The organism is Achromobacter sp., assembly GCF_049647645.1.
Taxonomy (GTDB): Bacteria; Pseudomonadota; Gammaproteobacteria; order Burkholderiales; family Burkholderiaceae_B; genus Achromobacter.
The window spans coordinates 78,498-102,032 of record NZ_JBARYB010000083.1; the positions used below are offsets into that span (position 1 = coordinate 78,498).

Consider the following 23,535-nt stretch of genomic DNA (forward strand, 5'->3'; position numbering starts at 1 on the left):
CCATGAATGTGACCAACCCCGGAACCCACGCCAGCCGCCAGCGGCTGTACATCCAGGAAGTCGCGCCGCGCGACGGTTTCCAGAACGAAAAACAGTTCATCGACACGCAGGACAAGATCGCCTTCATCAACCGGCTGTCCGCCAGCGGCTTCGCCAAGATCGAGGCGACGTCGTTTACCTCGCCCAAGGCCATCCCGGCACTGCGCGACGCCGAGATCGTGATGCACGAGATCGAGCGCAACCCGGACGTCGTCTATACGGTGCTGGTGCCCAACGCGCGCGGCGCGCAGCGGGCGCTGGAATGCAAGGTGGACGAGGTCAACCTGGTGATGTCCGTCAGCGAGACCCACAACCGCGCCAATCTGCGCATGACGCGGGAGCAATCGTTCGAGCAGTTGAGCGACGTGGTCAACGCGGTGCGCGGCAGCCGGGTCGCCATCAACGTGTCGCTGTCCACCGTGTTCGGCTGCCCGATGGAAGGCGACATCAACGCCTTCGAGGTGTTCGAGCTGGTAGGACGCTTCGCGGCGCTGGGGGTGGACGGCGTGACGCTGTGCGACACCACCGGCATGGCTTATCCCTCGCAGGTCGGCAAGATCGGCCGCGAGGTCCGCAAACTGTTTCCAGGACTGACCGCCACCATGCATTTCCACAATACGCGCGGCATGGCGCTGGCCAATACGCTGACTGCCATCGAGGCGGGCATAGACCGCTTCGACGCTTCGCTGGGCGGCCTGGGCGGCTGCCCTTACGCGCCTGGCGCCAGCGGCAACGTCTGCACGGAAGAACTGGTGCACATGCTGGAATTGATGGGCTACGACACGGGCGTGGACCTGGACGCCATACTCGGCGTGTCGGCGTCCTTGCCGGCGCTGGTGGGACACGATATCCCGAGCCAGCTGCTCAAGGCGGGACCACGCCTGACCTTGCATCCTGCGCCAGACTTCGACGCCTAGGGCTGCTGTGATGGCGAGGACGGGCCGGTGTGCTAATTTCCAGCCATGCCGCCTGGTCCGGAGCCCGCCATGTTGAAGTTCGCCGCCAATCTTTCGATGATGTACACGGAACACGCGTTCCTGGACCGCTACGCGGCCGCCGCGGCGGACGGATACGCCGGCGTGGAATGCATGTTTCCCTACGAGGCGCCGGCCGCCTTCGTGCGCGAACGCATGGATGCGGCCGGCGTGACGCAGGTGCTGCTCAACGCGCCGCCCGGCGTCGCCGCTCGCGGCGATCGCGGCCTGGCGGCGCAGCCGGGGCGGCAGTCGGAATTCCAGGCGGGGATTGAACAGGCGCTCGCGTATGCGACGGCGCTGGCCTGCCCGAATCTCCATGTGATGGCGGGCCTGGTGGCGCCTGGCGCCTCGCGCGAGGCCATGCAGGACTGTTACCGCGAGAACCTCGACTGGGCTGCGCGCGAGGCGCGCTCGGCCGGGGTCACCGTGCTGATCGAACCCATCAACACGCGCGACATCCCCGGCTATTTCCTGAACCGCCAGGATCAGGCGCATGCCGTGGTGCAGGCGGTCAATGCGCCCAATCTGAAAGTGCAGATGGATCTCTACCACTGCCAGATCGTCGAAGGCGACGTCACCACGAAGCTGCGCGAGTACCTGCCCAGCGGGCGGGTCGGCCATCTGCAGATCGCCGGCGTGCCGCTGCGCCAAGAACCCGATCGCGGCGAACTGGATTACGGCTGGGTGTTCAGCGTGCTGCGCGAACTGCAGTACAGCGGCTGGATCGGCTGCGAATACCGCCCGGCCGCCGGTACGTCGGCCGGCTTGCGCTGGCTTGCCGCCGCCCGTACCTGAGCCTTGCGCGTCGGGTGGAACTCCGGGTTTTTCCGGTGGTGTGCATCGGCGTGACGGGTCCGATAATAAATCATTAATATGTTAAATAAATGGGCAGGCGAGGAGAGCGCGACATGTTCAAAGGCATTCTGCAGGGCGCCTTGCTGGCGGCGGCGCTGGCCGGGGTAGCGGTGGTTCCGGGTGGGGCTGCCGCAGCGGAGTTTCCCGATCATCCGATCCGCTGGCTGGTGCCGTTCAGCGCGGGCGGCGGCAGCGACATCGCCACCCGTGTCGTTGCGAAGCATGTGGGCGATGCGCTGGGACAGCCGGTGGTGGTGGAAAACCGCCCGGGCGCCGCCACCATCGTCGCCACGCAGGAAACCGCGCGCGCCGCGCCCGATGGCTACACCCTGCTGACGGCCGGGATGAGCACGCTGGCGCTGAACCCTTGGCTGTACCAGAAGCTGCCTTACGATCCGGCGAAGGATCTGACTCCTGTTTCCACGCTGGTAGCGCTGCCCATCGTGCTGGTGGTGTCGCCCGATTCCTCGATGCATACGCTGGCGGACGTGACGGCGTACCTTAAGCGCGACAAGCCAGGCAGCTATGCGTCGCTGGGCGTGGGCAGTCCGCATCACCTGGCCATGGAGCTGTTCCTGGATACCATCCAGGGCCGGGCCACGGCCATCCCCTACAAGGGCACGCCGCCCGCCTTGCAGGATGTGGCGTCCGGCGTGGTGCCAATGATGATGGCCGATCTGGCCGCGGCCCGCCCGCTGATCCAGGCGGGCAAGCTGCGCGCCATCGCGGTGCCGGCCGCGCAGCGTTCCGGGCAACTGCCGCAGGTGCCGACCTTCGCCGAGGCGGGCGGCCCGGCGTTCGAGGCCGCCGCCTGGCAGGGCGTGGTCGCGCCCGCCGGCACGCCGGCTTCGGTGGTCGAGAAACTCAGCCAGGCCATCGCCCAGGCCCTGCGCTCGCCGGCAGTGGCCGAGCAACTGAAGCTGCAGGGCATGGAGCCCACGGGCAGCACGCCGCAGGCCTTCGCGGACTACGCGCGCCAGGAATACGAGCGTTGGGGCGCGGTGATCCGGAGCAAGAACATTTCGGCCAATTGAAGGCGGGTGGTAACAGCCGCGGCAAGGTGTAACCGGCAAGCTCGCGGCGGCGACGCGGGCGTACGATAAAGGCACGTACATCCTGTCCGGCAGCCCGGGCAAGGAGCACATCATGTCTCTGATCGTAGCAGCCCGGTTCGAGGGCTTCGAAGCGGCGCACGCCGCGGCCGAGCGCCTGTCCTCCAACGGTTTTCCCCACTGGGACATCAATACCTTCTACGTGAATCCGGCCGGCGAGCATGGCCGCTACCCCTTGGGCGGCGACCGCCGCTCCGATCCGGACTCGGGACGCGCCGACATCGGCGCCTTCCTGGGCGCAGGCGGGGTGGGTGCAGGCTTCGCGGTGTTTGGCGGGTTCGTGATGTCGGAAATAAGCGAATCCACGCCGCTGATCCTGGCCGCCGCAGGCGTCGGCGCCTATCTGGGATCGCTGTTCGGCGCGCTCTGGGTGACGGGGCACGGCAGCACTCTGCACGGCCATTTCAATCCCGATTCCCATGCCGAGATCCGGCAGGCCGGCGTGATGGTCGCCGTGCGCACGCGCCCGCAACGCGAAATGCTCGCATGCCGCATCCTGCGCGATGCCGGCGGCGCCGACGTGGAACACGCCAACGGCCGCTGGCGCAACAACCATTGGGAAGACTTCGATCCGCTGGCGCCGCCCCAGCGCGAGGTGGGATTCGGCTGAAACGCGCGCGGACCGTGGCGGCGGCGTTCGCCCGCGCTCAGTCCGGCGCGGGCGTGGGGGCGGTATTTTGCCGGCGGGCGGTGGCCGCGCAGCCCGCGGAAGCCACGATGATGCCGCAGATGGCCAGCCATTGCGTCTGCGACAGCTGCTCGTTCAGCACGATCACGCCGGCCAGCGCGCCCATGGCGGGCTCCATGCTGAGCAGCACGCCGAAGGTCTTCTGCGGCAGGCGCCGCAGCGCCACCATTTCCAACGAATAAGGCAAGGCACTGGACAGCACGCCCACCGCGATGCCGGCCAGGATCAGGGTTGGATCCAGCAGGGCCGTACCGGCATGCGCCGCGCCTATGGGCAGCGCCACCAGCGTCGCCGCGGTCAGCCCGAGCGAGGTGGCCTGTCCGCCATGCACGTTGCCGGCCATCTTGCCGAAGATGATGTAGAGCGCCCAGCACACCGCCGCGCCCAGCGCAAAGGCGATGCCGACGGGGTCCAGGTCATGCACCGACTGGCCCGTCGGGATCAGCAGCACCAGGCCGGCGACGGCGCAGCCGATCCAGACGAAGTCGATGGCGCGCCGCGACAGCGCCACTGCCAGCGTCAGCGGCCCGATGAATTCGATGGCGATGGCCACGCCCAGCGGCAGCGTACGCAAGGCCATGTAGAACAGCAGGTTCATGCAGGCCAGCGTCACGCCGTACAGCGCGATCTTGGCGGCGTCCTTGCGGGTCAGCGGAAAGCGCCACGGCCGCCAGATCGCCAACAGGATCAGCGCGCCGATGGCGATGCGGTAGGCGGTCGTGCCCTGGGCGCCCACCATGGGGAAGAGCGACTTGGCGAATGACGTGCCGATGCACAGCGAAGCCATCGCGCCGATCAGCGACAGGATGGGGAGCAGGGTGGAGGAAGACGCGTTGCGTCCGGTGTTCAGGGTGGCGGCGGTCATGGCAATGGCGGAAAGACAGGATACGTACGGGACGGCGGGCGGTTCAGGGCGCCAGGTGTTCGGCGGTGGAATAAAGCACGTAGAGCGCCAGGCCCAGCATGACGGCGCCGAGCAGGCCCTGCTGCATACGCAGGAACCAGGGATTGCGCCCCACCCAGCCGCGGATGCGCGAGGCGCCGTAGGCGAAGAAGCTGCCATAGGGCAAGCTCAGCGCCTTCATCGTCACGCCCAGCACCAGCATCTGGATCCACACCGGCCCGTTGTCCGGGGTGGTGAACTGCGGCAGGAAAGCGATCATGAACAGCAGCACCTTGGGATTCAGAAGGTTCGTCGTGAAGCCCTGCCAGAACGCGTCGCGCGCGTCTCCGGGACGCGCCGCGAGCGCCACGTCGGCCGAGCGCGCGCAGCGGATGATGGCCTTGATGCCCAGGTAGCCCAGATACAGGCCCCCCGCCGCCTTGATGCCCGCGAACAGCGACGGGAACGCCTGCAGCACCGAGGCCAGACCCAGCACCACCGCCGGCACCTGGATGAATCCGGCGGCGACGTTGCCCAGGACACTGTGGAAGGCTGGCCGGAAGCCCTGTGTCATGCCTCGCGAAAGGGTCAGCGCCATGTCGGGGCCGGGCGTGAGCTTGAGCGCCGCGTCGGCGGCGAGAAACAGCAGGAAAAGCTGGAGTGACGGCATGATACGGGGGGCGGACGTACCCGCGGCGCGGGCAGAGGGCTCTCAGTGTAAGCAAGCCGGCTGAATAATTCCTGCATCGCAGGGCGCGGAAATGAAGTTTCCCGTCAAAATGGGGCCGGATTCCGTCGCAGCCGGGCTTAGAATCTATCGGCGGCCCTTTTCCGGCCCGTTTCCAGCCGTTCCGAGACCCTTATGGAACTAGACGACTTCGACCTTCAGATCCTGCAAAGCATGCAGGAAGACAACCAGCGCACCAGCCAGGAAGTCGCGCAGCGCGTGAACCTGTCGCCGGTGTCCTGCCTGCGCCGCATGAAGCGGCTACGCGAGTCCAAGGTGGTGCTGGGCGACGTCTCCGTGGTCGATCCCGCCGCCGTGGGCCGGGGAATCATGATGGTGGTGTTGGTGACGCTGGAGAGCGAACGCGCCGACAAGCTCGACCAGTTCAAGCGCGCCATGCAATCCGCGCCGGAAATCATGCAATGCCTGTCAGTCACCGGCGAGGTGGATTTCGTCCTGACCATCACCATGCGCGACATGGCCGAATACGAGACCTTCGCCCAGCGCAATTTCTGGGGCAATCCCAACGTCAAGCGCTTTTCCACGCTGGTGGTGCTGAACCGCGCCAAGTACGGCATGGCGGTGCCGGTGGGCTGATCCTCATCTGCTGTCCGCGCCGGAACGCGGCGCGCTTTCGCGACATCCAACCCCATAAGCAGGCAAGATTCCTGGCCATTCCGGCCGCGCCTGCATCCACGGTTTCGGGGGATGAGATGAAAGCGATTCAAGCAAGATGGTTCTATGCGCTGGCCTTGGTGAGCTGCGGGGTGTTTGCCCACGGCAACGGGCCGACGGATCCGCAGATTGCGGCCATCGTGGTGGTGGCCAACCAGGTCGACATCGACGCCGGCAAGCTGGCGCAGGACAAGACCGGCGACAAGGATGTCCGTGACTTCGCCACGCTGATGGTGACTGATCATTCCGCGGTCAACAAGTCGGCCGGGGAGCTGGTGCAGAAGCTCAAGGTCAAGCCCGAACCGAACGCGACCAGCGACAGCCTGCAGCAGGGCGGCGACAAGAACCTCGCCGCGCTCAAGGGTATGAGCGGCGCTGCGTTCGACAAAGCCTATGTGGATCACGAGGTGGCCTACCACGAGGCCGTGATCCAGGCGCTGGACACCACCCTGATTCCTGGCGCGCACAACGCGGAATTGAAGGCCTTGCTGGTCAAGGTGCGGCCGGCGTTCATTGCGCACCTCGAACATGCCAAATCCCTGCAAAAGAGGCTTAACGGTGGCTGATACCTGCTCATTTTCCGCGCGCGGGCGTGCCGGTCTGGCCGCGCTATGCGCCAGCCTGATGCTGGCGGGCGGGGTAGCGTCCGCTCAGCAAAGCCCCACTGGCACCCAACAGGCCGAACATGTCGTGACCATTGAAGGAATGCAGTTCACGCCCGCGACGTTGACCCTCAGGCGGGGCGACAGGGTGACGTGGATCAACAAGGACCTGGTCCCGCACACCGCCACCGCGGTTTCCAAGGCCTTCGATTCTGGAGTGATCGCCGCGGGCGCGTCCTGGACCTACACTGTGAAAGAGGCAGGCAGCAGCGCCTATGCCTGCCTGTTCCATCCGACGATGCAGGGTACCTTGATTGCGCAATGACGCATGGCGGAGGTCAGACTCATGACTGCACTTGCGGCGCTGGCGGCAACGCCGGCCGAGGACGAGGACCTGGCGCTCGCGCACCGTATCGCGGCGGGCGAGCAGACCGCATTCGAACTGATGATGCGGCGCCACAACCGGCGGCTCTACCGCTTGGCGCGCGCCACCTTGCGCAACGATGCCGATGCCGAGGATGCCCTCCAGGAAACCTACCTGGCGGCCTACCGGAACATGGCAGCGTTCCGTGGCGACTCGACGCTGTTCACCTGGCTATCGCGGCTCCTGCTCAACGAATGCTATGGTCGGCTGCGCAAGCACAGCCGCCGCGAGGCGCTATTCCCCATCGCCGACGACATAGAGAAAGAGGTTGATGCGATGACCATCAACGACTTCAATCCCCCCTACCACGCCGCCGCCCGCGCCGAACTCAGAGGCTTGCTGGAAGCGCGGCTGGACGCTTTGCCCGTCTCGTTCCGCACCGTGTTCGTGTTGCGCTCGGTCGAGGAACTGTCGGTCGAGGAAACGGCGCGTTGCCTGGGCATCCCCGAAGCCACCGTCCGCAGCCGCCACTTCCGCGCCAACGCCTTGCTGCGCGAGTCGCTGGCGCGGGATGTGGGGGTGGTGGAGAAGCGCTTGTTCGAATTCGATGGGGATGATTGCGACAGGGTGGTGGAGAGGACGCTGGCGCGGTTGGGTGAGCGTGCTGTTGTTCCTAAAAGTCGGTGAATGTTGATATATACCTATTCTTAGGAACAATGCTCCTGCGTGCAGGAATCCAGTAGGCCAAAAATGTCCCACACGCCGTTGCGTCATTTATCGATGCGGCGCCAGAATTGCCGGACTTGCGTAAAGATCAGCGAAGCATCTGCATCCTGGGAAGTGAAGGCCCGTGTTTGAGTCTTATAGAGTAAGAAATGGTGTTGCCGTTGGCGGACCAGTTGGTACACTGCGCTCAACAACACCCGCCACACTTCAGGCCTGCGCGCAAGCGCTGGTACCGTGCTCCCAGGGCGGGTTTCTTTTTGTCTCCGGGATTTTGTCGTGAAGTACACCAAAGTCCCGCTGTCCAATGCTGCCCTGCTTGCCCGCTGGCAAGAGAAAGGTCTGGCGGTTCCAAGCGTTATCGCTGCCGAGCGTGCGCTGAACTTTATTGGATATTTTCGCCTGCGTGGCTATGCGTTATCTCTCATGATCTCCACGCCAGCGGGGCGCATGTTTCAGCCTGAGGTGAGTTTCGAAGACGTCATCGCCCGCTATGAGTTCGACCGCGTCCTGCGGCGCATTACGCTTGGCCAGCTCGAACGGATCGAAGTGGCCGTGCGGACAGTCATAAGCAATCAGATGTCCATGCGGTATGGGCCGTTCTGGTATCTGAATCATCCTGCTCAGGTTTTGGGGCATGCGCCAGGGTATGGAGGCCGGCCGGACCCATTTCCGCTCGGCAGCTTTCTTGGGGCTGTTGAGCGCGAGACGCGTCGTTCCAGAGACTTGTTCGCGCAGCATTATTTCGGGACCCATACCGAGCCGCTGTTGCCACCTAGTTGGTTGATGGCAGAGTGCTTGTCCTTCGGCAAATGGTCGCAACTCTACAAACACCTGCAAAAGGCGGATCGGACGCACCCCAATCCCAAAAATATCGTAGCCAAAGCATTCGGCTTGGCCGCTCCTCTAGTCGAATCCTGGCTGCATGCGCTGACCTTGCTGCGCAATATCTGCGCTCATCACGGACGTGTGTGGAATCGTCGCTTTGCCGTCCGGCCGGCTGTTTATCACCTAGCCGCGGAACATTTCAACGATCCGCAAAGCTATTACTGTTTGGCGGTCGTCATGCGGCTGTTCTCAACGGCGGTTGACACCCAAGACGAGTGGCCAGTTCGCTTGATGGGCATGTTCAGAATGCATCCTGCCATCGCGCCAGCGGACTTGGGGTTTCCTCAGGGCTGGGACGCTGGCTCGATCTGGAACGACTAGCTTGGGGTGCTATCGCAACCGCAGCGCATTGAAAATCACCGAAGCCGAACTCAAGCTCATCGCCAGCGCCGCGATCATCGGCGACAGCAGCCATCCCGTGAAGGGGTAAAGCACACCCGCCGCTATCGGCACGCCGATGCCGTTGTAGACGAAGGCGAACATCAGGTTCTGCCGCATATTGCGCACGGTATCGATCGAGATCTGGCGCGAGGCGGCGATGCCGCGCAGGTCGCCCTTGACCAGGGTCACCTGGCCGCTGTTCATGGCCACGTCGGTACCCGTGCCCATGGCTACGCCCACGTCGGCGCGGGCCAGCGCGGGGGCGTCGTTGATGCCGTCGCCCGCCATCGCCACCACGTGGCCGTCCTTTTGCAGCTTTTCCACCAACGCCAGCTTGTCGGCCGGCTTGACCTCGCCGTGCACTTCGTCGATGCGCAGCGCGGTGCCCACGGCGCGGGCGGTGGTCAGGCCGTCGCCGGTCGCCATCACGATACGCAGGCCGCTGTCGTGCAGGTCCTGGATGGCTTCATGCGTGCTGGGCTTGATGGGATCGGTCACCGCCAGGATGCCGGCGAACTGGCCGTCCACGGCCAGGTGCATGATGCTGGCGCCTTCGCCGCGCAGACGTTCGCCGTCCGCGCGCAGCGCGTCCACGCGTACGCCTTCCTGCTCCATCAATGTCGTGTTGCCCAAGGCCAGGCGCTTGCCTTCCACCGTGCCGCGCACGCCGATGCCGCTGCCGGAATCGAAGTCCTCGGTCTTGGCCAGCGCAAGGCCCTGGGTGCGCGCGGCGCTGACGATGGCATCGGCCAGCGGGTGTTCGCTGCCTTGGTCCAGGCTGGCCGCCAGGCGCAGCACTTCGTCGGGCGTGTATCCCGGCGCTGCGATCGCGGTATCGAAGGCTGGCTTGCCTTCGGTCAGGGTGCCGGTCTTGTCCACGATCAGCATGTCCACCTCGCGCATCTTCTCGATCGCGCCGGCGTCGCGGAACAGCACGCCCTGCGCGGCCGCGCGGCCCGTGGCCACCATGACCGACATGGGCGTGGCCAGCCCCAGCGCGCAGGGGCAGGCGATGATGAGCACGGCGACGGCGTTGATCAGGCCATACACCCAGCTGGGTTCTGGCCCGAAAATGCCCCACACCAGCAGCGTGGAGATCGCCACCAGCACCACGGCGACGACGAACTTGCCCGCCACCACGTCCGCCATGCGCTGCATAGGCGCCTTGGATCGTTGGGCGTTGGCGACCATCTGCACGATCTGCGCCAGCATGGTGGCGGAGCCGACCTTTTCAGAGCGCATCACGAGGGTGCCGCTGGTGTTGAGCGTGGCGCCGATCAGCTTGTCGCCTTCGCGCTTGCTGACGGGCACGGGCTCGCCGGTGAGCATGGATTCGTCCACGGCGCTGCGGCCCTCGGTGACGATGCCGTCCACCGGAATCTTCTCGCCCGGGCGCACGCGCAACAGGTCGCCCACGTGCACGTGGTTCAGCGGCACATCTTCCTCGCTGCCATCGGCATTGATGCGCCGCGCGGTCTTGGGCGCCAGGCCGAGCAGTGCCTTGATCGCGGCGGACGTTTGCGAGCGCGCCTTCAGCTCCAGGATCTGCCCCAGCATGGTCAGCGAAATGATGACCACCGCGGCTTCGAAGTACACCGCCACGCGCCCCATCGATACGAATGAATCCGGGAACACGCCCGGCGCCAGCGTGGCGACCACGCTGTAGATGAACGCCGCCGCCGTGCCCAGGCTGATCAGCGTCCACATATTGGGGCTGCGATGCACCAGCGACTGCCAGCCGCGCACGAAGAAGGGCCAGCCAGTCCAGAACACCACCGGTAGGGATAGCGCCAGCTCCAGCCAGCTCTGGGTCGCCATGTCGAACCAGCCCAGGCGATGGCCGAACATGGCCATCACGGCCACGATGAGGGTCAGGGGCAGCGTCCACCAGAAGCGACGCTGGAAGTCATTGAGTTCGCTGTTGTCCTCCTCATCCAGCGGGATGAGGGGCTCCAGCGTCATGCCGCACTTGGGGCAGCTCCCGGGACGATCCTGGCGGATCTCGGGATGCATGGGGCAGGTGTAGATCGTGCCGGCGGGAACGTCGGGGGGAGCGTCCATAGGCGCGGCAGCGATCGGCTGGGCAGTTACGCCGTCGTGTTCGTCGCTGCCCGCGCGGTGCCTATTGTGATCGTGGGCGTGATGCTGCTGCTGCTGGTGCGCGTCATGACCGCCAAGCGCATGCGCAGCCTGTCCTTCCGGTACCAGATGCATCTGGCACTTCGGACAGCGGCCCGGATGGTCCTGGCGGATTTCCGGGTGCATGGGGCACACATAAAGCGTGCCGTCGTTCGATGCCGCGTCGCCATGACGAGAGTGATTCATACCCATCCCTTTCGAGTGCTGGCGTGATCCTTCGTGTGCCTATTATGCCCAGGCAGGGCGCTCGCGGCGCCACTACGGCGCCAGCCGCCAGCGATGCCGCGCGGCGCTCAGCCCTTGGCCGCCGGGGACGTCGCCGAGGGCGCATCGCCCGCGGGATTCATCATCGATCCCATCATCTCGCGGCAGCCTTGCATGTCGGCGCCATTGGCGCGCATGGACTTCATGTGTTCGCCCATCAAAGCCTGGCGCTCTTCGGCCGTCTTGGCCGCAGCCATCTTCTGGTGCATCCCGCCCATGGCCTGCATGTGTGCATCCATGTTCTTCATCATGCCGGCGCCCGGCGCCATTTGCGGCTGGGACGCCGGCTCGGCCGCCGCGGGCTGATGCGTGCCATGCTCGTTGCCAGCGGCCTGCGCGTAGGCCGCGCCTGTCATTCCCAGGCTCAACGCGCACGCACCGAACAAGGTGGTCAGGGTCTTCATGGTCAGCTCCTTTCTGTGGTCTGGAAGTACATGACTCCAGTGTGAGGCGCTGACAGGGGCGGGGAGGTTACGCGTGGATTACTTTTTTGTAATGTTGAGACCGAAAAGAACCGTTCAGGCGGATGACGTTTGGCTACCCGTACTTGGCATCGTCCGATACGATGCGCCGGGCGTGTTGCCCGGCTTCATCTGTTCTCAGGCCATCGCGTAAAAATCGCATCCTGTGCGAGCGCCCGCGCGCGCCACGCATTGAGCAGTTCGGCCAGGGCTTCGTGGGTCAGTCCATACGTTTCACTCAGGCTGGAATTGCGGCCAATGATGTGCCGGTTGAGTCCCGCAGTACCTTGGCCGTCGACGGCGGCATTGTCGAAAGCGATGAGCTTGGTCGCCGCGCGGTTGATGCTGGTCACGGTGAATTCGCTGGTATCTTGCCAGCGTATCGTCTTGCTATTCCACACTTGCCTGGTTTCGAAACCGTCGCGGCCCAGGCGCAAGGCGGTATCGTTTTTCGCGGCCCGCACCAGCAGCATGACGGCGCTGAACAGGAAAAACCCGGCGCCCGGCCAGAGGATCAACTGCTTAAGCGGCGGCAGCGTTTCGTGCAGCAGCATCCACAGGATCACACCGCCGAAGACTGCCGACAGCAGCGAAAACACCACGAGCTTGCTTTTCGTGGCCTTGAGCTCCAAGGGACCGGGATATCGCGCCAGCAGCGTTGCAGCCGAGCGCGAGTCGCGCTGGAGCAGGCCAGGCCACAACTGCAGGATGCCGATTACGGCGCACAGGGCAAAGAACAGCGTGACGGGAATCCCCGCGTCGGCGCCGTCCCGGATCATTTGCGAGCCCAGGAAAACAAAGACCAGGCTGATCGCCAGGCAGGCATAGGTGATCAGGCTGGTTCGCCTATGCTTGCCTGGCGCGCGCTCCGGTGCGCGGGGAATGGGTGGTTGCGTCATGGGGGTCAGTGTAGCGGCAGGGCAGGCGGCGGCTGGCTGCTCAAGGCTTGTGCCGGGCCAGCACTTCGTCTCGCGGTCCCGCGTCCACGACGCGTCCGGCTTCCATCACCACGATGGTGTCGAAGCGGCTGAGCAGGCTGGGCCGGTGGACCGAGGCCACGATGCAAGCTGTCGGGAAGGCGGCATACATGCGGTCGAAAACCCGGCCCTCGGCTTGGGGGTCCAGCGCGCTGGTGGGTTCGTCCAGCAGCAGCAGGGAACTGCCTTGCGCCGCCAGCGCGCCGCGCGACAGGGCCAGGCGTTGGCGCTGCCCGCCGGAAAGATTGCTGCCCCGCTCGTTCATCGGGCTGGCCAGACCGTCGGGCATGCGTTGCAGCACTTCGTCGAACACGCCGGTATGCACGGCGGCTTGCAGCGCTTGCGCATCGGCAGGTTCGCCGAAGGTAAGGTTTTCCTGCACGCTGGCTTCGAAGACTTCGGCCTCTTGCGGAATCAGCGTGGCCAGCGAGCGCAGCTCGGTCCAGTCCACGGATTTGCCGTCGCGCAGCAGATCGCCCTGTTGCGGCGGGTAGAGTCCGGCAAGGGTGCGCAGCAACGTGCTCTTGCCGCCGCCGCTGGCGCCGATCAGCGCGACGCGCGAACCGCGGCGCAGCACCAAGTCCACGCCATGCAGTCCGCCGCGCCCTTCATCCGAATAGCGCCAGGTGGCGCCGCGCAACTCCAGGGTCTGCCAAGGCGCGTCGGGCTGGACCGCGGGGACGGCAGCCTCGGGGTTGCCGGGGGCCTGCCAGATGGGTTCGGCGCTGCTGTAGTCGGTGTGCATGCGCGCAAAGCTCTGGAAGTTGGAGGCGATGGCGCTGACCACGGACGCGGCCTGCTGGGCGTACTGATAGATCATGAAGATGGTGCCCAGCAACAGGGCTTGCCCGGGCTCGCGGTGCCGCAGCACATATTCCACCACCAGTATCCAGGTGAGGCACATGCCCGCCAGGTCGACCACGCACCACTTGACTTCGTTGATCCACAGGGCGCGGCGCAAGGGCTGCATGACCGCCTCCAGGCGGCGGCCCAGGATCTTGCGCGAGGCGGCTTGCAGCCGCAGGCCGATCACGGTGCCGGCATTGCTGACGAAGTCGAGCAGCGCCGCGACGTAGCGGCGTTCCTGGTCGTTTTCGGAACGCGCCAGCCGCATCAGCGCAAGGTCGAAGCGCAACGTGACGAGGGCGATGATCAGGTAGCCGCTTACGGCAATGATGCCGCTGACAGGCGACAGCAGGGTCAGCGCCACCAGCGGGCCGATGAAGTTCAAGGCGCTGTGCAGGTAGCCGTACATGCTGCGGGCGAAAGCCGACAGCGCGCGGCTGGATTGCAATACCCGATGCTGCAGGTCGCCGGAATGCCTGCCGTCGCGCCAAGTCAGCGGAGCGGCCGCGATGCGGGCATAAAGATCGTCGGCCTGCCGTTCGCGGACATGCACGCCTACGTTGCCTTCCAGGACGCGTCCCGGGCCGTGGAACACCCAGGACATCATGTAGCTGCCGACCAGGAACAGGATCCAGAGGCCGGCGGTGGGCATGTCGTTCTGCTGCAGGGCATTGATGGCGTGCGAGGCAAGCCAGGGCAGGGTCAGCTTGACCAGTTGCGCGCCCGAAAGCAGCGCGATGGCGCCCATCAACTGCCGTCGCGCGCCTTCGGCATAGTGCCAGAGCGCGCGACACAGTACGAGCGCCGCGCGGCCCATGCCGATGGAGGAGGACGGGGAAGAGGAGTCAGGCTTCATCGCGGGAAGGGAAATTCAGGGTGGCACGGCATGAATATGCTATCCGACAAACGCGGCTGCGCACCAAAGCAAAAAGCCCCGCCAAAGGCGGGGCCAAGTGCTTGAATTCATTGGTGGCCTGGGGCGGAATCGAACCACCGACACAAGGATTTTCAATCCTCTGCTCTACCGACTGAGCTACCAGGCCAACGCGAAAGTCCGCCACTATACACAATATCCGCATCATGCGGGCGGCTGGCCGCTGTCCGGCGCGGCGCGGCGGGCCTGCGCGAGGGCGGTGGCGGCTTCCTGGGAAATACTGCGCAGGTGCAGGTCGGTCTGGGGATAGGGTATTCCGATGCCGGCCTGCGTCAGCGCTTGGTACATCCGCGACAGCATGTCGCTGCGGATGGACATCCACTGGTCGAAGTCCGGCGTCCAGGCGCGGATGCTGAAATCCAGGGTGCTGGCGCCGAAGCCCATGAAGAGCGCGATGGGCGCCGGCTGGGTGGAGACGCCCAGGGTGCCACGCGCCACCGAGCCCAGCAGTTCGATAGCCTGCGCGGGGTCCGTGCCGTAGGCCAGGCCCACATTGATCTCGATGCGGCGGTTGCGGTCCAGCATGGTCCAGTTGGTCAGTTTTTCCGAAAGCAAGGTGCCGTTCGGGACTACCACGTCGGCGCCTTCGAAGGTCCTGATGCGGGTGGCGCGCATGCCGATTTCGCGCACTTGTCCGGAGGTCTCGCCGATTTCCACCACGTCGCCGGGCTGGATGGGGCGTTCGAACATCAGGATCAGGCCCGAAACGAAGTTGTTGACCACGTTCTGCAGGCCGAAGCCTATGCCCACGCCCAGGGCGCCGAGCACCAGGGCCAGTTGGCTGGTCCTGACGCCGGCGGCCGACAGCGCCACCGCCAGGCCCAGCAACAGCACCGAGTAGTAGGTCAGCGAGGCGATGCTGTTGCCCACGCCGCGCGGCAGTGGCATGCGGGCCAGCACTTCGTCATGCAGCACCAGGCGGATCGCCCGCGCGGCCCAGAACGCGATCAGCACCGAGATCGCGAACACCAGGATGTTGCCCAGGCTGATGGTGATATCCCCAAGCGCCAGCGTGTACGACAGCACTTTCGTCGTGATGGCGTAGGTGCCGCGCAGGATGCGGAAGCGGTCCATCGTGTAGATGGTCCAGCCCGCGACGGCGCTGGCCATCACCAGGCGGATCAGCAGCTGTACCAGGGGCGGGGCGTGTTCGCGCGCGATGCGGAAGCGCGATACGCCGGGCCGGGCCAGCATCAGCTGCAGCAGGGTGACGATGATGGTGACTCCGGCGTACAGCATCAGGCCGAAATAGCCGCTGCTGATGACGGCGCTGGTCAGCATTTCGGCCATCGACAGGTTGCCGACAAGGTTGGAGACGCCGGCGATGGCCAGCAGCGCCACCGCGGCCCAGCCGCCGACACGCACGGCCTTGTGCAGCCGGCCGGGAGCCTGGGCGTTGCCGCGGCGCTCGGCGCGGGCGCGCAACCAGATCGCGGTGGCCAGCGCCAGGAGGGTAATGACGAGGTTGTGCAGCCGGTAAAGCGTTTCGCTGGCCAGGAGGAAAATGCCCAGCCGCTCCGCCAGATAAAGGCCGGTGATGGCGTAGGGCCACAGGTCGAGCTGCTCGCGCGCGGTCGGCGGCAGCAGGCGCAGGACCGGCACGACCGTCAGCAGCAGCGCGATCTGCAGCACGATCAGCGGCGCGTCTGACTCCAGCAATTGAACGCCCATCATGGCCAGGAGCAGCCAGGCGGACAGCGGGCGTCCCAGCACGCGTGCGGCCGTCTGGCTCATTTCACCCGCGCGGATCGCCTGGCGGCTGTGCCAGGCCAGCCAGAGCAGCAGCGGCAGCAGCACGACTTGCAGCACGTGCAGGGCGAGCTGGTTGCCGGTGTCGGCTGCGGCGTACTGGCGGGCGAAGCGCAATTCCATGTCCAGGCCGGTCCGCAGGTAGGCTATCGCGTCGCTGCGCGCGGTGGGCGTGAAGCTGGCGGCCCAGAGCGGCGGCGCGTCCAGCTCGAGCAGGCGGGCGTCGATGTAGTTGATGGCATCGGCCACCGCCCGCTGCCCGGACTGGATGCGCTCTTCGACGGCGTTGGCGCGCTGGCCCAGCGCGATCTGCCGGTCCAGCGGCACGGACAGCGCTTGTTCGGCCCGGACCAGTTGGGCGATGACGGAGTCGATCCGGCCGGTCAGCGCTGGCGGCAGGTCGGCGGCGCCGGGCGCGGTCTTGAGAGATTGCCAGGCGTCGCGGCGGCGCGCCAGTTCGGCGGCGTCGTTGGCATAGGCGGCGGTCGCCTGGCGCATGTCTTCCTGCCAGTCCGTGAAACGGCGCGCATCGAACATCCAATGCCGCTCCAGGCTTTCCAGCCGCATGATGGGCAGGGTGCGCAATTGGGCCGGCTGGAACTGCTGGAGCTTTTCGTCGACGGACCGGGAAATGGCTTCCAGGCGCGGCGCCAGCAAGTCGGTGGGGTCGGCGCCCGCGATGCGCTCCATGACGCTTTCAGCGTAGCGGTGATCGGTATCCGCACGCAGCGGGATCTCCGCCACCAGGATCGCCTGGGCCTGCGTGGAAGCCGGGGCCGGGTGGGCGGGCGCGGTCGCGGCGCTCTGTGCGTGCACGGGGCCCAGCAGGCAGGCCAGCAGTGCAATCAGACCGAAAAGCGCTTTTGCTCTTGCTGTCGCTTGGGCGCGCATGTCGCGGCTCCGGTGGATGGATGCGGCGGACTACGGAGAGGGCGTCTTACGATATCGCGGAACGGCGGGCCAGGGAAAGGGGCGCGGGCGCCGACTTCCTGGTCCATTGATTCAGCGCGGCGGCGAATCCCAGTACGACCTGGCGGTCTTCGTCGGACCGGCGCATGAGATAGACGCTGGACGAAATCTCCGGCATGCCCTTTTCATGCGTGAGTTCGCAGATCGCGACGGCATCGGCGCGCAGGCGCGCAATCGATTCGGGGACGATGGAGATGCCGAGCCCGGCGGCCACCAGATTGACCACGGCGGGCACTTCCACGACCTGTTGGACGATCTTCGGCTCGAAGCGCGAGTACAGGCAGGCCTGGTACACCGAGTCGGCAAAGATGGACGAGCCCAGGCGGAAGAATACGAAATCCTCGTCTTTCAATTCGTGCAGGCGCAGCCGTTTGCGGCGCGACAGCGGATGGCCCGGTGGCAGCACTACCACCGACGAGTCGTGCGACAGCAGCTCGGCAGAGAATGTGGGATCGGCAGGGATGCCGCGCGAGAGGCACAGATCCAGGCGCCTGTCCTGTAGCCCTGTCAACTGATCGGAGGGCGGCATTTCCTTCAAGGCGACGTCCACCTGCGGCCGCTCCTGCCGGAACTCTCGGATGAATTGCGGCAAGGTGCCCAGGAAGTGCGAACCGGTCAAGCCCAGCGTCACGCACCCTTCCAGGCCCTGCGCCACGCGCTGCACCTGAAGCCTGGCCTCGGCCAGGCGATCCAGCACGGCGCGGGCATGGGGCAGCAGCACGCTGCCCGCTTCACTGAGCTGGACGCTTCGGCTGGTGCGTATGAAAAGACGCACGCCGAGATCAGCTTCCAGATTGCTCAGCTGCTGGCTGAGCGGAGGTTGCGAAATGTGCAGTTTCTGGGCCGCTTTGGTAAAGCTCTGTTCTTCCGCAATCGCCGCAAAGTACCGAAGCTGCCGCAAGTCCATGGCTGGGTATCCCGTCCAATTCATCTGGAAACACTATAGATGATTCCTTAATTCGTATTGGACGATATCGATCCCGATGCCGAGAATTGCCATCAAATGATTCGCTCCGGGCAGTCGGACGCGGACGATAAACACAAGGGATGGGGAGCAGGCAATGAACCTGGTTGTTTCAGTCGCGGCATGGAAGTTCCACTTCAACCCGAACAAACTGGTCAAGATGAAAAAGACATTGAGTTTTTCCGCGCTGATTTTTGCCCTGGGCCTTGCCCATGCTGGCGCCGTCCACGCGCAAGGCTATCCGTCGAAGGCCGTCACGGTCATCGTTCCGCACGGACCGGGAGGGGCCAATGACGCGGTGGCCCGGCCCTTTGCCCAAAAGATCGGCGAGCGTCTGAACCAGACCTTCGTGGTGGAGAACCGGGCGGGCGCGGGTGGCAATATCGGCATCGGCGTATCGGCGCGCGGCAGCCAGGATGGCTACAACCTGCTGCTGACCGTGGGTAGCAGCTATACGATCAGCCCGTTCGTATACAAGACCGTGCCATTCGACCCGAAGAAGGACTTTGAACCCATCGGCCTGGTCGCGACGGCTCCTTATGTCTTGATCGTCAATCCGGATCTGCCGGTAAAGACGGTGCAGGACCTGATCGCATTGGCCAAAAGCAAGCCTGGCCAACTGCACATGGCGTCCGCGGGCAACGGCACGCTCGATCATCTGCTGGGCGAAATGTTCAAGCGGGCCGCCGGCGTCGACATGATGCACATTCCCTACAAGGGCGCCTCCGCAGCCAACACGGATATGGTGTCTGGCCGGGTGTCGGTGACTTTCACCAGCTGGCCCAGCGTCATGTCTTTCGTCCATTCCGGCAAGCTGCGCCTGATCGCCGTCGCCTCGTCGGAGCGCTCATCGTTGCTGCCGGACGTGCCGACCATCGCCGAGACCGTGCCTGGCGTCGCGGCCATGTCGTGGTATGGCCTGTTCGCTCCGGCGGGCACCCCGGCGGACGTGGTCGCGACGCTGCGCCGGGAAACATCGAGCGTGCTGGCGGACAAGTCGTTTCAAGCCAACTTGAAGGCCCAGGGCGCGGAAGCGGCGAATATGACGCCCGCTCAGTTCACCGAGCTGATCGACACCGATCTGAAGACGTGGTCCGGGATCATCGAGCAGACCGGCGCCCGCATAGAGTGACGGCCGCCAAATTCATCTGTTTTGGAGTTTTGCATGAGCAGCGCAGCTGAAAACTATAAGGGCGTATGGGGGCATCGAGTCGGTTTTGGCGACAAGGCGGCGCTGCTTCTCATCGACTTCGTGCAAGCCTATACGCTGGAAGAATCGCCCATGTTTGGCGCCGGAGTCGTGGCTGCCGTCGCGCACAGCGTGGAAATCCTGCGGGTGGCGCGAGATGCCGGCATGATGGTCATCCACACCACGATCAGGCATCAGTCCGACACGCTGGCCGACGCCGGCGCCTGGTATCGCAAGTCGCCGATCCTCGAACTGTTTAAACGCGCACCCTACAACGTGTTTTGTGAAGGTTTGGAACCCTTGCCCGGCGAGATCGTCCTGCACAAGCAGTACGCCAGCAGTTTTTTTGGCACCAGCCTGGCCAGTACGCTGACGGCTTCCAAGGTCGACACCCTGATCGTGCTGGGCTGCTCCACCAGCGGCTGCGTGCGCGCGACGGCGGTGGATGGCGTGCAGCACGGCCTGAACGTGATCGTGGTGCGGGAGGGAGTGGGGGACCGCCACCCGGATCCGCATGAAGCCAATCTTTTCGATATCGACAGCAAGTATGGGGATGTGGTGCCCAAGCAGGACGCACTCGAATTCATCCGCGCGCATCGGGCGACGTAGCGGTTTCCGACTGCGGCCAGAATGCCTGGCGCCGGACCGATACCGGCGACAAAGACAAAAAGCCCCGCCAAGGCGGGGCTTTTTGTTGAATCTTTTTGGTGGCCTGGGGCGGAATCGAACCACCGACACAAGGATTTTCAATCCTCTGCTCTACCGACTGAGCTACCAGGCCAACGAAGTCCGCAACTATACACAATTTTTTAGGCTTGCGCCAGTTGAGCCAAAAAACTCTGGTTTTCTTGCCCACGGCTGAGGCACAGACTGAATCGTGGGCCAAATCGAGGGCGGAATTGCGACGGCCGCCGCGGCGGCACGGCCCGGATCCCGCGTGCCGACCTCGCGGACTGTTGGGCCGACGGCACGAAAGGTGCGACCCAGGGTCGCGGCCAGAGGGTGAAATGGTCTGGGGATAACCCGCAGGGGTATAATGTTTAGCGGTCTGACGCTGTATCTGGGTTTGCATGCCAGCTTTGCAGCGCCTCGTTCTTAGTGGCAGTTTTTAACGCTTACGCGCGGATGGCCCGGCCATCCTTCCCACATGTCGGTAGCTGTCCTTGCCTTCGGTCTGAATCACACCTCCGCGCCGGTTTCGGTCCGCGAACGTGTTTCCATGCCCGTCGATCTGGTGAAGCCCGCGCTGGAAGGCCTGCGCTCGGCATTCGGCGGCTCGGTACGCGAAGCCGCCATCCTGTCCACCTGTAACCGCACCGAAATCTACTGCGCGGCCGACGGCCACGTGGCCGACCAACTGCCCGCCTGGCTGGCTGATTACAACCGCCTGGACGCCGGCACGCTGCGCCCGCATCTCTATCGCCATCACCAGGACGACGCCGTGCGCCACGCCTTCCGCGTGGCCAGCGGCCTGGATTCCATGGTGCTGGGCGAAACCCAGATCGTGGGCCAGATGAAGGACGCGGTGCGCGCCGCCGGCGAAGCCGGTTCGCTCGGCACCTTGCTGCACCAGATGTTCCAGCGCACCTTCTCGGTGGCCAAGGAAGTGCGGTCGCAGACCGCTATCGGCGCGCAGTCGGTGTCCATGGCCGCCGCCGCGGTGCGCCTGGCCGAGCGCGTGTTCGGCAATCTGGACCAGGCCCGCACGCTGTTCATCGGCGCGGGCGAAATGATCGAACTGTGCGCCACGCACTTCGCCGCGCAGCGTCCGCGCAGCATGGTGGTGGCCAATCGCACGGCTGAACGCGCCGAAGTCCTGGCGAACCGGTTCGCGGCCAGCACCATGAAGCTGTCGGACCTGACGGACCGCCTGTCCGAATTCGACGTCATCGTTTCCTGTACGGCCAGCTCCTTGCCCATCCTCGGTTTGGGGATGGTGGAACGGGCCACGCGCCTGCGCCGCCACCGCCCCATGGTGATGATCGACCTGGCCGTGCCGCGCGATATCGAACCCGAAGTCGGCCGCCTGGACGACGTCTACCTGTATTCGGTGGACGACCTGGGCCGCCTGGTGCAGACCGGCACGGACGCGCGCCGCGCGGCCGTGGTGCAGGCCGAAGCCATCATCGAAACCCGCGTCCAGGGCTTCATGCACTGGATGCAGTCCCGCGAAGTGGTGCCCGTCATCCGCGACCTGCACCAGGCCGCCGAGGACGTCCGCAGCGCCGAGCTGGAACGCGCCCGCCGCCTGCTGGCACGGGGCGAATCGCCGGAAGCGGTGCTCGAGCAACTGGCCCATGGCCTGACGCAGAAGTACCTGCACGGCCCGCTGGCGGCGCTGAACCGCAGCGAAGGCGATGACCGCAAGCAGCTGCTTGCCTGGATGCCGCGCCTGTTCCCCGGCCGCGACTCCCGCCGTTAGCGACTCTGCCCCACGTCCCGCCTCCTGGCGGGCGTTCGTCTTTTGGGCGCCCGCTATCCGCTTTCCCGCTTTTCTTTTTGGTCATTCCCCATGAAATCTTCCATGCGCAGCCGGCTGGAGCACCTGTGTCATCGCCTCATCGAGGTCGACGCCCTGCTCGCCGAACCGGAGACCGCGTCCGACATGGACCGTTTCCGCAAGCTCTCGCGTGAACGCGCCGAACTGGAGCCGGTGGTCGAGGCGTTCACCGCCTTCGCCCGCACCGAGGATGATCTGGCCGCGGCCCAGGAAATGCTGTCCGACCCGGACCTGAAGTCTATGGCCGAGGACGAGATCAAGTCCGGCCGCGCCAAGCTTGAGGAACTGGAAGCCGCGCTGCAATTGTTGCTGTTGCCGCGCGACCCCAACGACGGGCGCAGCCTGTTCCTGGAAATCCGCGCGGGCACGGGCGGCGACGAAAGCGCGCTGTTCTCGGGCGACCTGCTGCGCATGTATACCCGCTACGCCGAACAGCGCGGCTGGCGGGTGGAGTTGATGTCCGAGAGCGCGTCCGAGCTGGGCGGCTACAAGGAAGTGATCGCGCGCATCGACGGCGACGGCGCCTATGGCCGCCTGAAGTTCGAATCCGGCGCGCACCGAGTGCAGCGCGTGCCCGCCACCGAGGCGCAGGGCCGCATTCATACGTCGGCCTGCACGGTGGCCATCATGGCCGAAGCGGATGAGATGTCGGAAATCGTCATCAACGCGAACGACTTGCGCATCGACACCTTCCGCGCCAGCGGCGCGGGCGGCCAGCACATCAACAAGACCGATTCGGCGGTGCGCATTACCCACTTGCCGACGGGGCTGGTGGTGGAATGCCAGGACGACCGCTCCCAGCACCGCAACAAGGACAAGGCCATGCAGGTGCTGGCCGCGCGTCTGAAGGACAAGGAAACGCGCGAACGGCAAAGCAAGGAAGCCGCTGAGCGCAAGAGCCTGATCGGCTCGGGTGACCGCTCCGAGCGCATCCGCACCTATAACTTCCCGCAAGGCCGCGTGACCGACCACCGCATCAACCTGACGCTGTACAAGCTGCAGCAGATCATGGAAGGCGATCTGGAAGAGCTGACCGGCGCGCTCATCGCCGAACACCAGGCCGAGCAGTTGGCGGCGCTGGGCGACGACATCTGAGCCCGGCCATGACGCCGCCCCAGCTGAAAAGCCTGCTGCTCGATACGCGCCTGCCGCGCCTGGAGGTGCGCATGCTGCTGGAGCACGTGCTGGCCAAGCCGCGCGCCTGGCTGCTGGCGCATGACACGGACCCTCTGTTGCCCGAGACGGCTGCCGCCTACGAGGCGCTGGCCCAGCGGCGCCTGGCCGGGGAACCCATGGCCTATCTGCTGGGCCACCGCGAATTCATGGGCCACCTTTTCCGCGTGACCCCTGACGTGCTGATTCCGCGCCCGGACACCGAAGTGTTGGTCGAGACCGCGCTGGAATGCCTGGCCGGCCTGGCTGCGCCCGCGGTGCTGGACCTGGGCACCGGCAGCGGCGCGATCGCCATTTCGATAGCCCTGGCGCGCCGCGACGCGCGGGTGATGGCGTCTGACCTGAGTGCCGCCGCGCTGAAGGTGGCGGCGGCCAACGCCTGGGACTTGACCGCGTCAGTGCGTTTCGTGGAAGGCAGCTGGTTTGACGCCGTGCCCGCGGGCGAAGGCTTTGACC

The 23,535-nt window shown here is 65.4% G+C and carries 22 protein-coding genes and 2 tRNA genes; 14 read left to right on the plus strand and 10 right to left on the minus strand.

Annotation, left to right across the window (positions count from 1 at the left end; translation table 11 throughout):
- Window positions 1-2: 2 nt before the first annotated feature.
- From WBB14_RS09875 to WBB14_RS09890, 4 genes are all read left to right on the plus strand, one after another.
- Window positions 3-956 (plus strand): hydroxymethylglutaryl-CoA lyase, encoded by a 954-nt coding sequence (locus WBB14_RS09875; RefSeq protein WP_424239666.1) that lies wholly within the window; start codon window positions 3-5, stop codon window positions 954-956.
- Window positions 957-1,025: 69 nt separating this feature from the next.
- Entirely contained in the window at window positions 1,026-1,811 is a 786-nt protein-coding gene (otnI, locus tag WBB14_RS09880) for a 2-oxo-tetronate isomerase (RefSeq protein ID WP_424239667.1), read from the plus strand.
- 113 nt (window positions 1,812-1,924) lie between these two features.
- Window positions 1,925-2,905 (plus strand): Bug family tripartite tricarboxylate transporter substrate binding protein, encoded by a 981-nt coding sequence (locus WBB14_RS09885; protein WP_424239668.1) that lies wholly within the window; start codon window positions 1,925-1,927, stop codon window positions 2,903-2,905.
- A 112-nt stretch (window positions 2,906-3,017) separates the two neighbouring features.
- Window positions 3,018-3,593 (plus strand): hypothetical protein, encoded by a 576-nt coding sequence (locus WBB14_RS09890; protein WP_424239669.1) that lies wholly within the window; start codon window positions 3,018-3,020, stop codon window positions 3,591-3,593.
- A gap of 37 nt (window positions 3,594-3,630) precedes the next feature.
- Here WBB14_RS09890 and WBB14_RS09895 read toward each other — a convergent pair whose 3' ends face one another.
- Complete coding sequence (locus tag WBB14_RS09895) at window positions 3,631-4,536, minus strand: EamA family transporter (protein ID WP_424239670.1); 906 nt, start codon at window positions 4,534-4,536, stop codon at window positions 3,631-3,633.
- Window positions 4,537-4,579: 43 nt separating this feature from the next.
- Window positions 4,580-5,224, minus strand: coding sequence for a LysE family translocator (locus WBB14_RS09900; RefSeq protein ID WP_424239671.1), 645 nt, complete (start codon window positions 5,222-5,224; stop codon window positions 4,580-4,582).
- A gap of 192 nt (window positions 5,225-5,416) precedes the next feature.
- Between WBB14_RS09900 and WBB14_RS09905 the strand changes: the two genes are divergently transcribed.
- The 5 genes from WBB14_RS09905 to WBB14_RS09925 all read left to right on the plus strand — a co-directional run bounded on the left by WBB14_RS09905 (window position 5,417) and on the right by WBB14_RS09925 (window position 8,854).
- Window positions 5,417-5,878 carry an Lrp/AsnC family transcriptional regulator gene (locus WBB14_RS09905; RefSeq protein WP_013396567.1) on the plus strand — a complete coding sequence of 154 codons (462 nt, stop codon included), beginning with the start codon at window positions 5,417-5,419 and terminating at the stop codon, window positions 5,876-5,878.
- A gap of 116 nt (window positions 5,879-5,994) precedes the next feature.
- A complete protein-coding gene (locus WBB14_RS09910) occupies window positions 5,995-6,522 on the plus strand; it encodes a DUF4142 domain-containing protein (protein ID WP_424239672.1) in 528 nt (175 codons plus the stop codon).
- 58 nt (window positions 6,523-6,580) lie between these two features.
- Window positions 6,581-6,883: a cupredoxin domain-containing protein gene (locus WBB14_RS09915; RefSeq protein WP_424239687.1), complete on the plus strand. Its 303-nt coding sequence runs from the start codon at window positions 6,581-6,583 to the stop codon at window positions 6,881-6,883.
- A 21-nt stretch (window positions 6,884-6,904) separates the two neighbouring features.
- Complete coding sequence (locus WBB14_RS09920; protein ID WP_424239673.1) at window positions 6,905-7,609, plus strand: RNA polymerase sigma factor; 705 nt, start codon at window positions 6,905-6,907, stop codon at window positions 7,607-7,609.
- A 315-nt stretch (window positions 7,610-7,924) separates the two neighbouring features.
- Window positions 7,925-8,854 (plus strand): Abi family protein, encoded by a 930-nt coding sequence (locus WBB14_RS09925; RefSeq protein ID WP_424239674.1) that lies wholly within the window; start codon window positions 7,925-7,927, stop codon window positions 8,852-8,854.
- 9 nt (window positions 8,855-8,863) lie between these two features.
- Here WBB14_RS09925 and WBB14_RS09930 read toward each other — a convergent pair whose 3' ends face one another.
- The 7 genes from WBB14_RS09930 to WBB14_RS09960 form a co-directional block, all read right to left on the minus strand.
- A complete protein-coding gene (locus WBB14_RS09930) occupies window positions 8,864-11,239 on the minus strand; it encodes a copper-transporting P-type ATPase (protein WP_424239675.1) in 2,376 nt (791 codons plus the stop codon).
- Between the two features lie 107 nt (window positions 11,240-11,346).
- Window positions 11,347-11,721: a hypothetical protein gene (locus tag WBB14_RS09935; RefSeq protein WP_424239676.1), complete on the minus strand. Its 375-nt coding sequence runs from the start codon at window positions 11,719-11,721 to the stop codon at window positions 11,347-11,349.
- A gap of 185 nt (window positions 11,722-11,906) precedes the next feature.
- On the minus strand, window positions 11,907-12,677 hold the full coding sequence (locus tag WBB14_RS09940; protein ID WP_424239677.1) for a hypothetical protein: 771 nt from the start codon (window positions 12,675-12,677) through the stop codon (window positions 11,907-11,909).
- Window positions 12,678-12,717: 40 nt separating this feature from the next.
- Window positions 12,718-14,457 carry an ABC transporter ATP-binding protein gene (locus WBB14_RS09945; RefSeq protein WP_424239678.1) on the minus strand — a complete coding sequence of 580 codons (1,740 nt, stop codon included), beginning with the start codon at window positions 14,455-14,457 and terminating at the stop codon, window positions 12,718-12,720.
- A 111-nt stretch (window positions 14,458-14,568) separates the two neighbouring features.
- Window positions 14,569-14,644: transfer RNA gene (locus WBB14_RS09950), tRNA-Phe, on the minus strand.
- A gap of 35 nt (window positions 14,645-14,679) precedes the next feature.
- The gene (locus WBB14_RS09955) at window positions 14,680-17,175 is read right to left on the minus strand and encodes a mechanosensitive ion channel family protein (RefSeq protein ID WP_424239679.1); all 2,496 of its coding nucleotides are present in this window, start codon (window positions 17,173-17,175) and stop codon (window positions 14,680-14,682) included.
- 46 nt (window positions 17,176-17,221) lie between these two features.
- Window positions 17,222-18,184, minus strand: a complete 963-nt coding sequence (locus tag WBB14_RS09960) for a LysR substrate-binding domain-containing protein (protein ID WP_424239680.1) — start codon at window positions 18,182-18,184, stop codon at window positions 17,222-17,224.
- A 130-nt stretch (window positions 18,185-18,314) separates the two neighbouring features.
- Between WBB14_RS09960 and WBB14_RS09965 the strand changes: the two genes are divergently transcribed.
- Together WBB14_RS09965 and WBB14_RS09970 are read left to right on the plus strand one after the other, a co-directional pair.
- Complete coding sequence (locus WBB14_RS09965; RefSeq protein ID WP_424239681.1) at window positions 18,315-19,349, plus strand: Bug family tripartite tricarboxylate transporter substrate binding protein; 1,035 nt, start codon at window positions 18,315-18,317, stop codon at window positions 19,347-19,349.
- Between the two features lie 33 nt (window positions 19,350-19,382).
- On the plus strand, window positions 19,383-20,015 hold the full coding sequence (locus WBB14_RS09970) for an isochorismatase family protein (RefSeq protein ID WP_424239682.1): 633 nt from the start codon (window positions 19,383-19,385) through the stop codon (window positions 20,013-20,015).
- A gap of 96 nt (window positions 20,016-20,111) precedes the next feature.
- Here the strand turns inward: WBB14_RS09970 and WBB14_RS09975 are convergent.
- Window positions 20,112-20,187: transfer RNA gene (locus tag WBB14_RS09975), tRNA-Phe, on the minus strand.
- 366 nt (window positions 20,188-20,553) lie between these two features.
- Between WBB14_RS09975 and hemA the strand changes: the two genes are divergently transcribed.
- The 3 genes from hemA to WBB14_RS09990 form a co-directional block, all read left to right on the plus strand.
- Entirely contained in the window at window positions 20,554-21,828 is a 1,275-nt protein-coding gene (gene hemA / locus WBB14_RS09980; protein ID WP_042796220.1) for a glutamyl-tRNA reductase, read from the plus strand.
- 90 nt (window positions 21,829-21,918) lie between these two features.
- The gene (gene prfA, locus WBB14_RS09985; protein WP_424239683.1) at window positions 21,919-23,001 is read left to right on the plus strand and encodes a peptide chain release factor 1; all 1,083 of its coding nucleotides are present in this window, start codon (window positions 21,919-21,921) and stop codon (window positions 22,999-23,001) included.
- 8 nt (window positions 23,002-23,009) lie between these two features.
- The coding region (locus tag WBB14_RS09990; RefSeq protein ID WP_424239684.1) for a N5-glutamine methyltransferase family protein at window positions 23,010-23,535 on the plus strand (526 nt) is incomplete at its 3' end.

Bases quoted from the DNA above. Each gene is read 5' to 3' on its own strand.
- WBB14_RS09875 (WP_424239666.1), top strand. From the start codon at position 3: ATGAATGTGACCAACCCCGGAACCCACGCCAGCCGCCAGCGGCTGTAC.
- WBB14_RS09920 (WP_424239673.1), top strand. From the start codon at position 6,905: ATGACTGCACTTGCGGCGCTGGCGGCAACGCCGGCCGAGGACGAGGAC.
- WBB14_RS09970 (WP_424239682.1), top strand. From the start codon at position 19,383: ATGAGCAGCGCAGCTGAAAACTATAAGGGCGTATGGGGGCATCGAGTC.
- WBB14_RS09900 (WP_424239671.1), bottom strand. From the start codon at position 5,224: ATGCCGTCACTCCAGCTTTTCCTGCTGTTTCTCGCCGCCGACGCGGCG.
- WBB14_RS09945 (WP_424239678.1), bottom strand. From the start codon at position 14,457: ATGAAGCCTGACTCCTCTTCCCCGTCCTCCTCCATCGGCATGGGCCGC.
- WBB14_RS09955 (WP_424239679.1), bottom strand. From the start codon at position 17,175: ATGCGCGCCCAAGCGACAGCAAGAGCAAAAGCGCTTTTCGGTCTGATT.
- WBB14_RS09885 (WP_424239668.1), top strand. From the start codon at position 1,925: ATGTTCAAAGGCATTCTGCAGGGCGCCTTGCTGGCGGCGGCGCTGGCC.
- WBB14_RS09940 (WP_424239677.1), bottom strand. From the start codon at position 12,677: ATGACGCAACCACCCATTCCCCGCGCACCGGAGCGCGCGCCAGGCAAG.
- WBB14_RS09910 (WP_424239672.1), top strand. From the start codon at position 5,995: ATGAAAGCGATTCAAGCAAGATGGTTCTATGCGCTGGCCTTGGTGAGC.
- WBB14_RS09930 (WP_424239675.1), bottom strand. From the start codon at position 11,239: ATGAATCACTCTCGTCATGGCGACGCGGCATCGAACGACGGCACGCTT.
- hemA (WP_042796220.1), top strand. From the start codon at position 20,554: ATGTCGGTAGCTGTCCTTGCCTTCGGTCTGAATCACACCTCCGCGCCG.
- WBB14_RS09890 (WP_424239669.1), top strand. From the start codon at position 3,018: ATGTCTCTGATCGTAGCAGCCCGGTTCGAGGGCTTCGAAGCGGCGCAC.
- WBB14_RS09905 (WP_013396567.1), top strand. From the start codon at position 5,417: ATGGAACTAGACGACTTCGACCTTCAGATCCTGCAAAGCATGCAGGAA.
- WBB14_RS09960 (WP_424239680.1), bottom strand. From the start codon at position 18,184: ATGAATTGGACGGGATACCCAGCCATGGACTTGCGGCAGCTTCGGTAC.
- WBB14_RS09965 (WP_424239681.1), top strand. From the start codon at position 18,315: ATGAACCTGGTTGTTTCAGTCGCGGCATGGAAGTTCCACTTCAACCCG.
- WBB14_RS09895 (WP_424239670.1), bottom strand. From the start codon at position 4,536: ATGACCGCCGCCACCCTGAACACCGGACGCAACGCGTCTTCCTCCACC.
- WBB14_RS09915 (WP_424239687.1), top strand. From the start codon at position 6,581: ATGCTGGCGGGCGGGGTAGCGTCCGCTCAGCAAAGCCCCACTGGCACC.
- WBB14_RS09935 (WP_424239676.1), bottom strand. From the start codon at position 11,721: ATGAAGACCCTGACCACCTTGTTCGGTGCGTGCGCGTTGAGCCTGGGA.
- prfA (WP_424239683.1), top strand. From the start codon at position 21,919: ATGAAATCTTCCATGCGCAGCCGGCTGGAGCACCTGTGTCATCGCCTC.
- otnI (WP_424239667.1), top strand. From the start codon at position 1,026: ATGTTGAAGTTCGCCGCCAATCTTTCGATGATGTACACGGAACACGCG.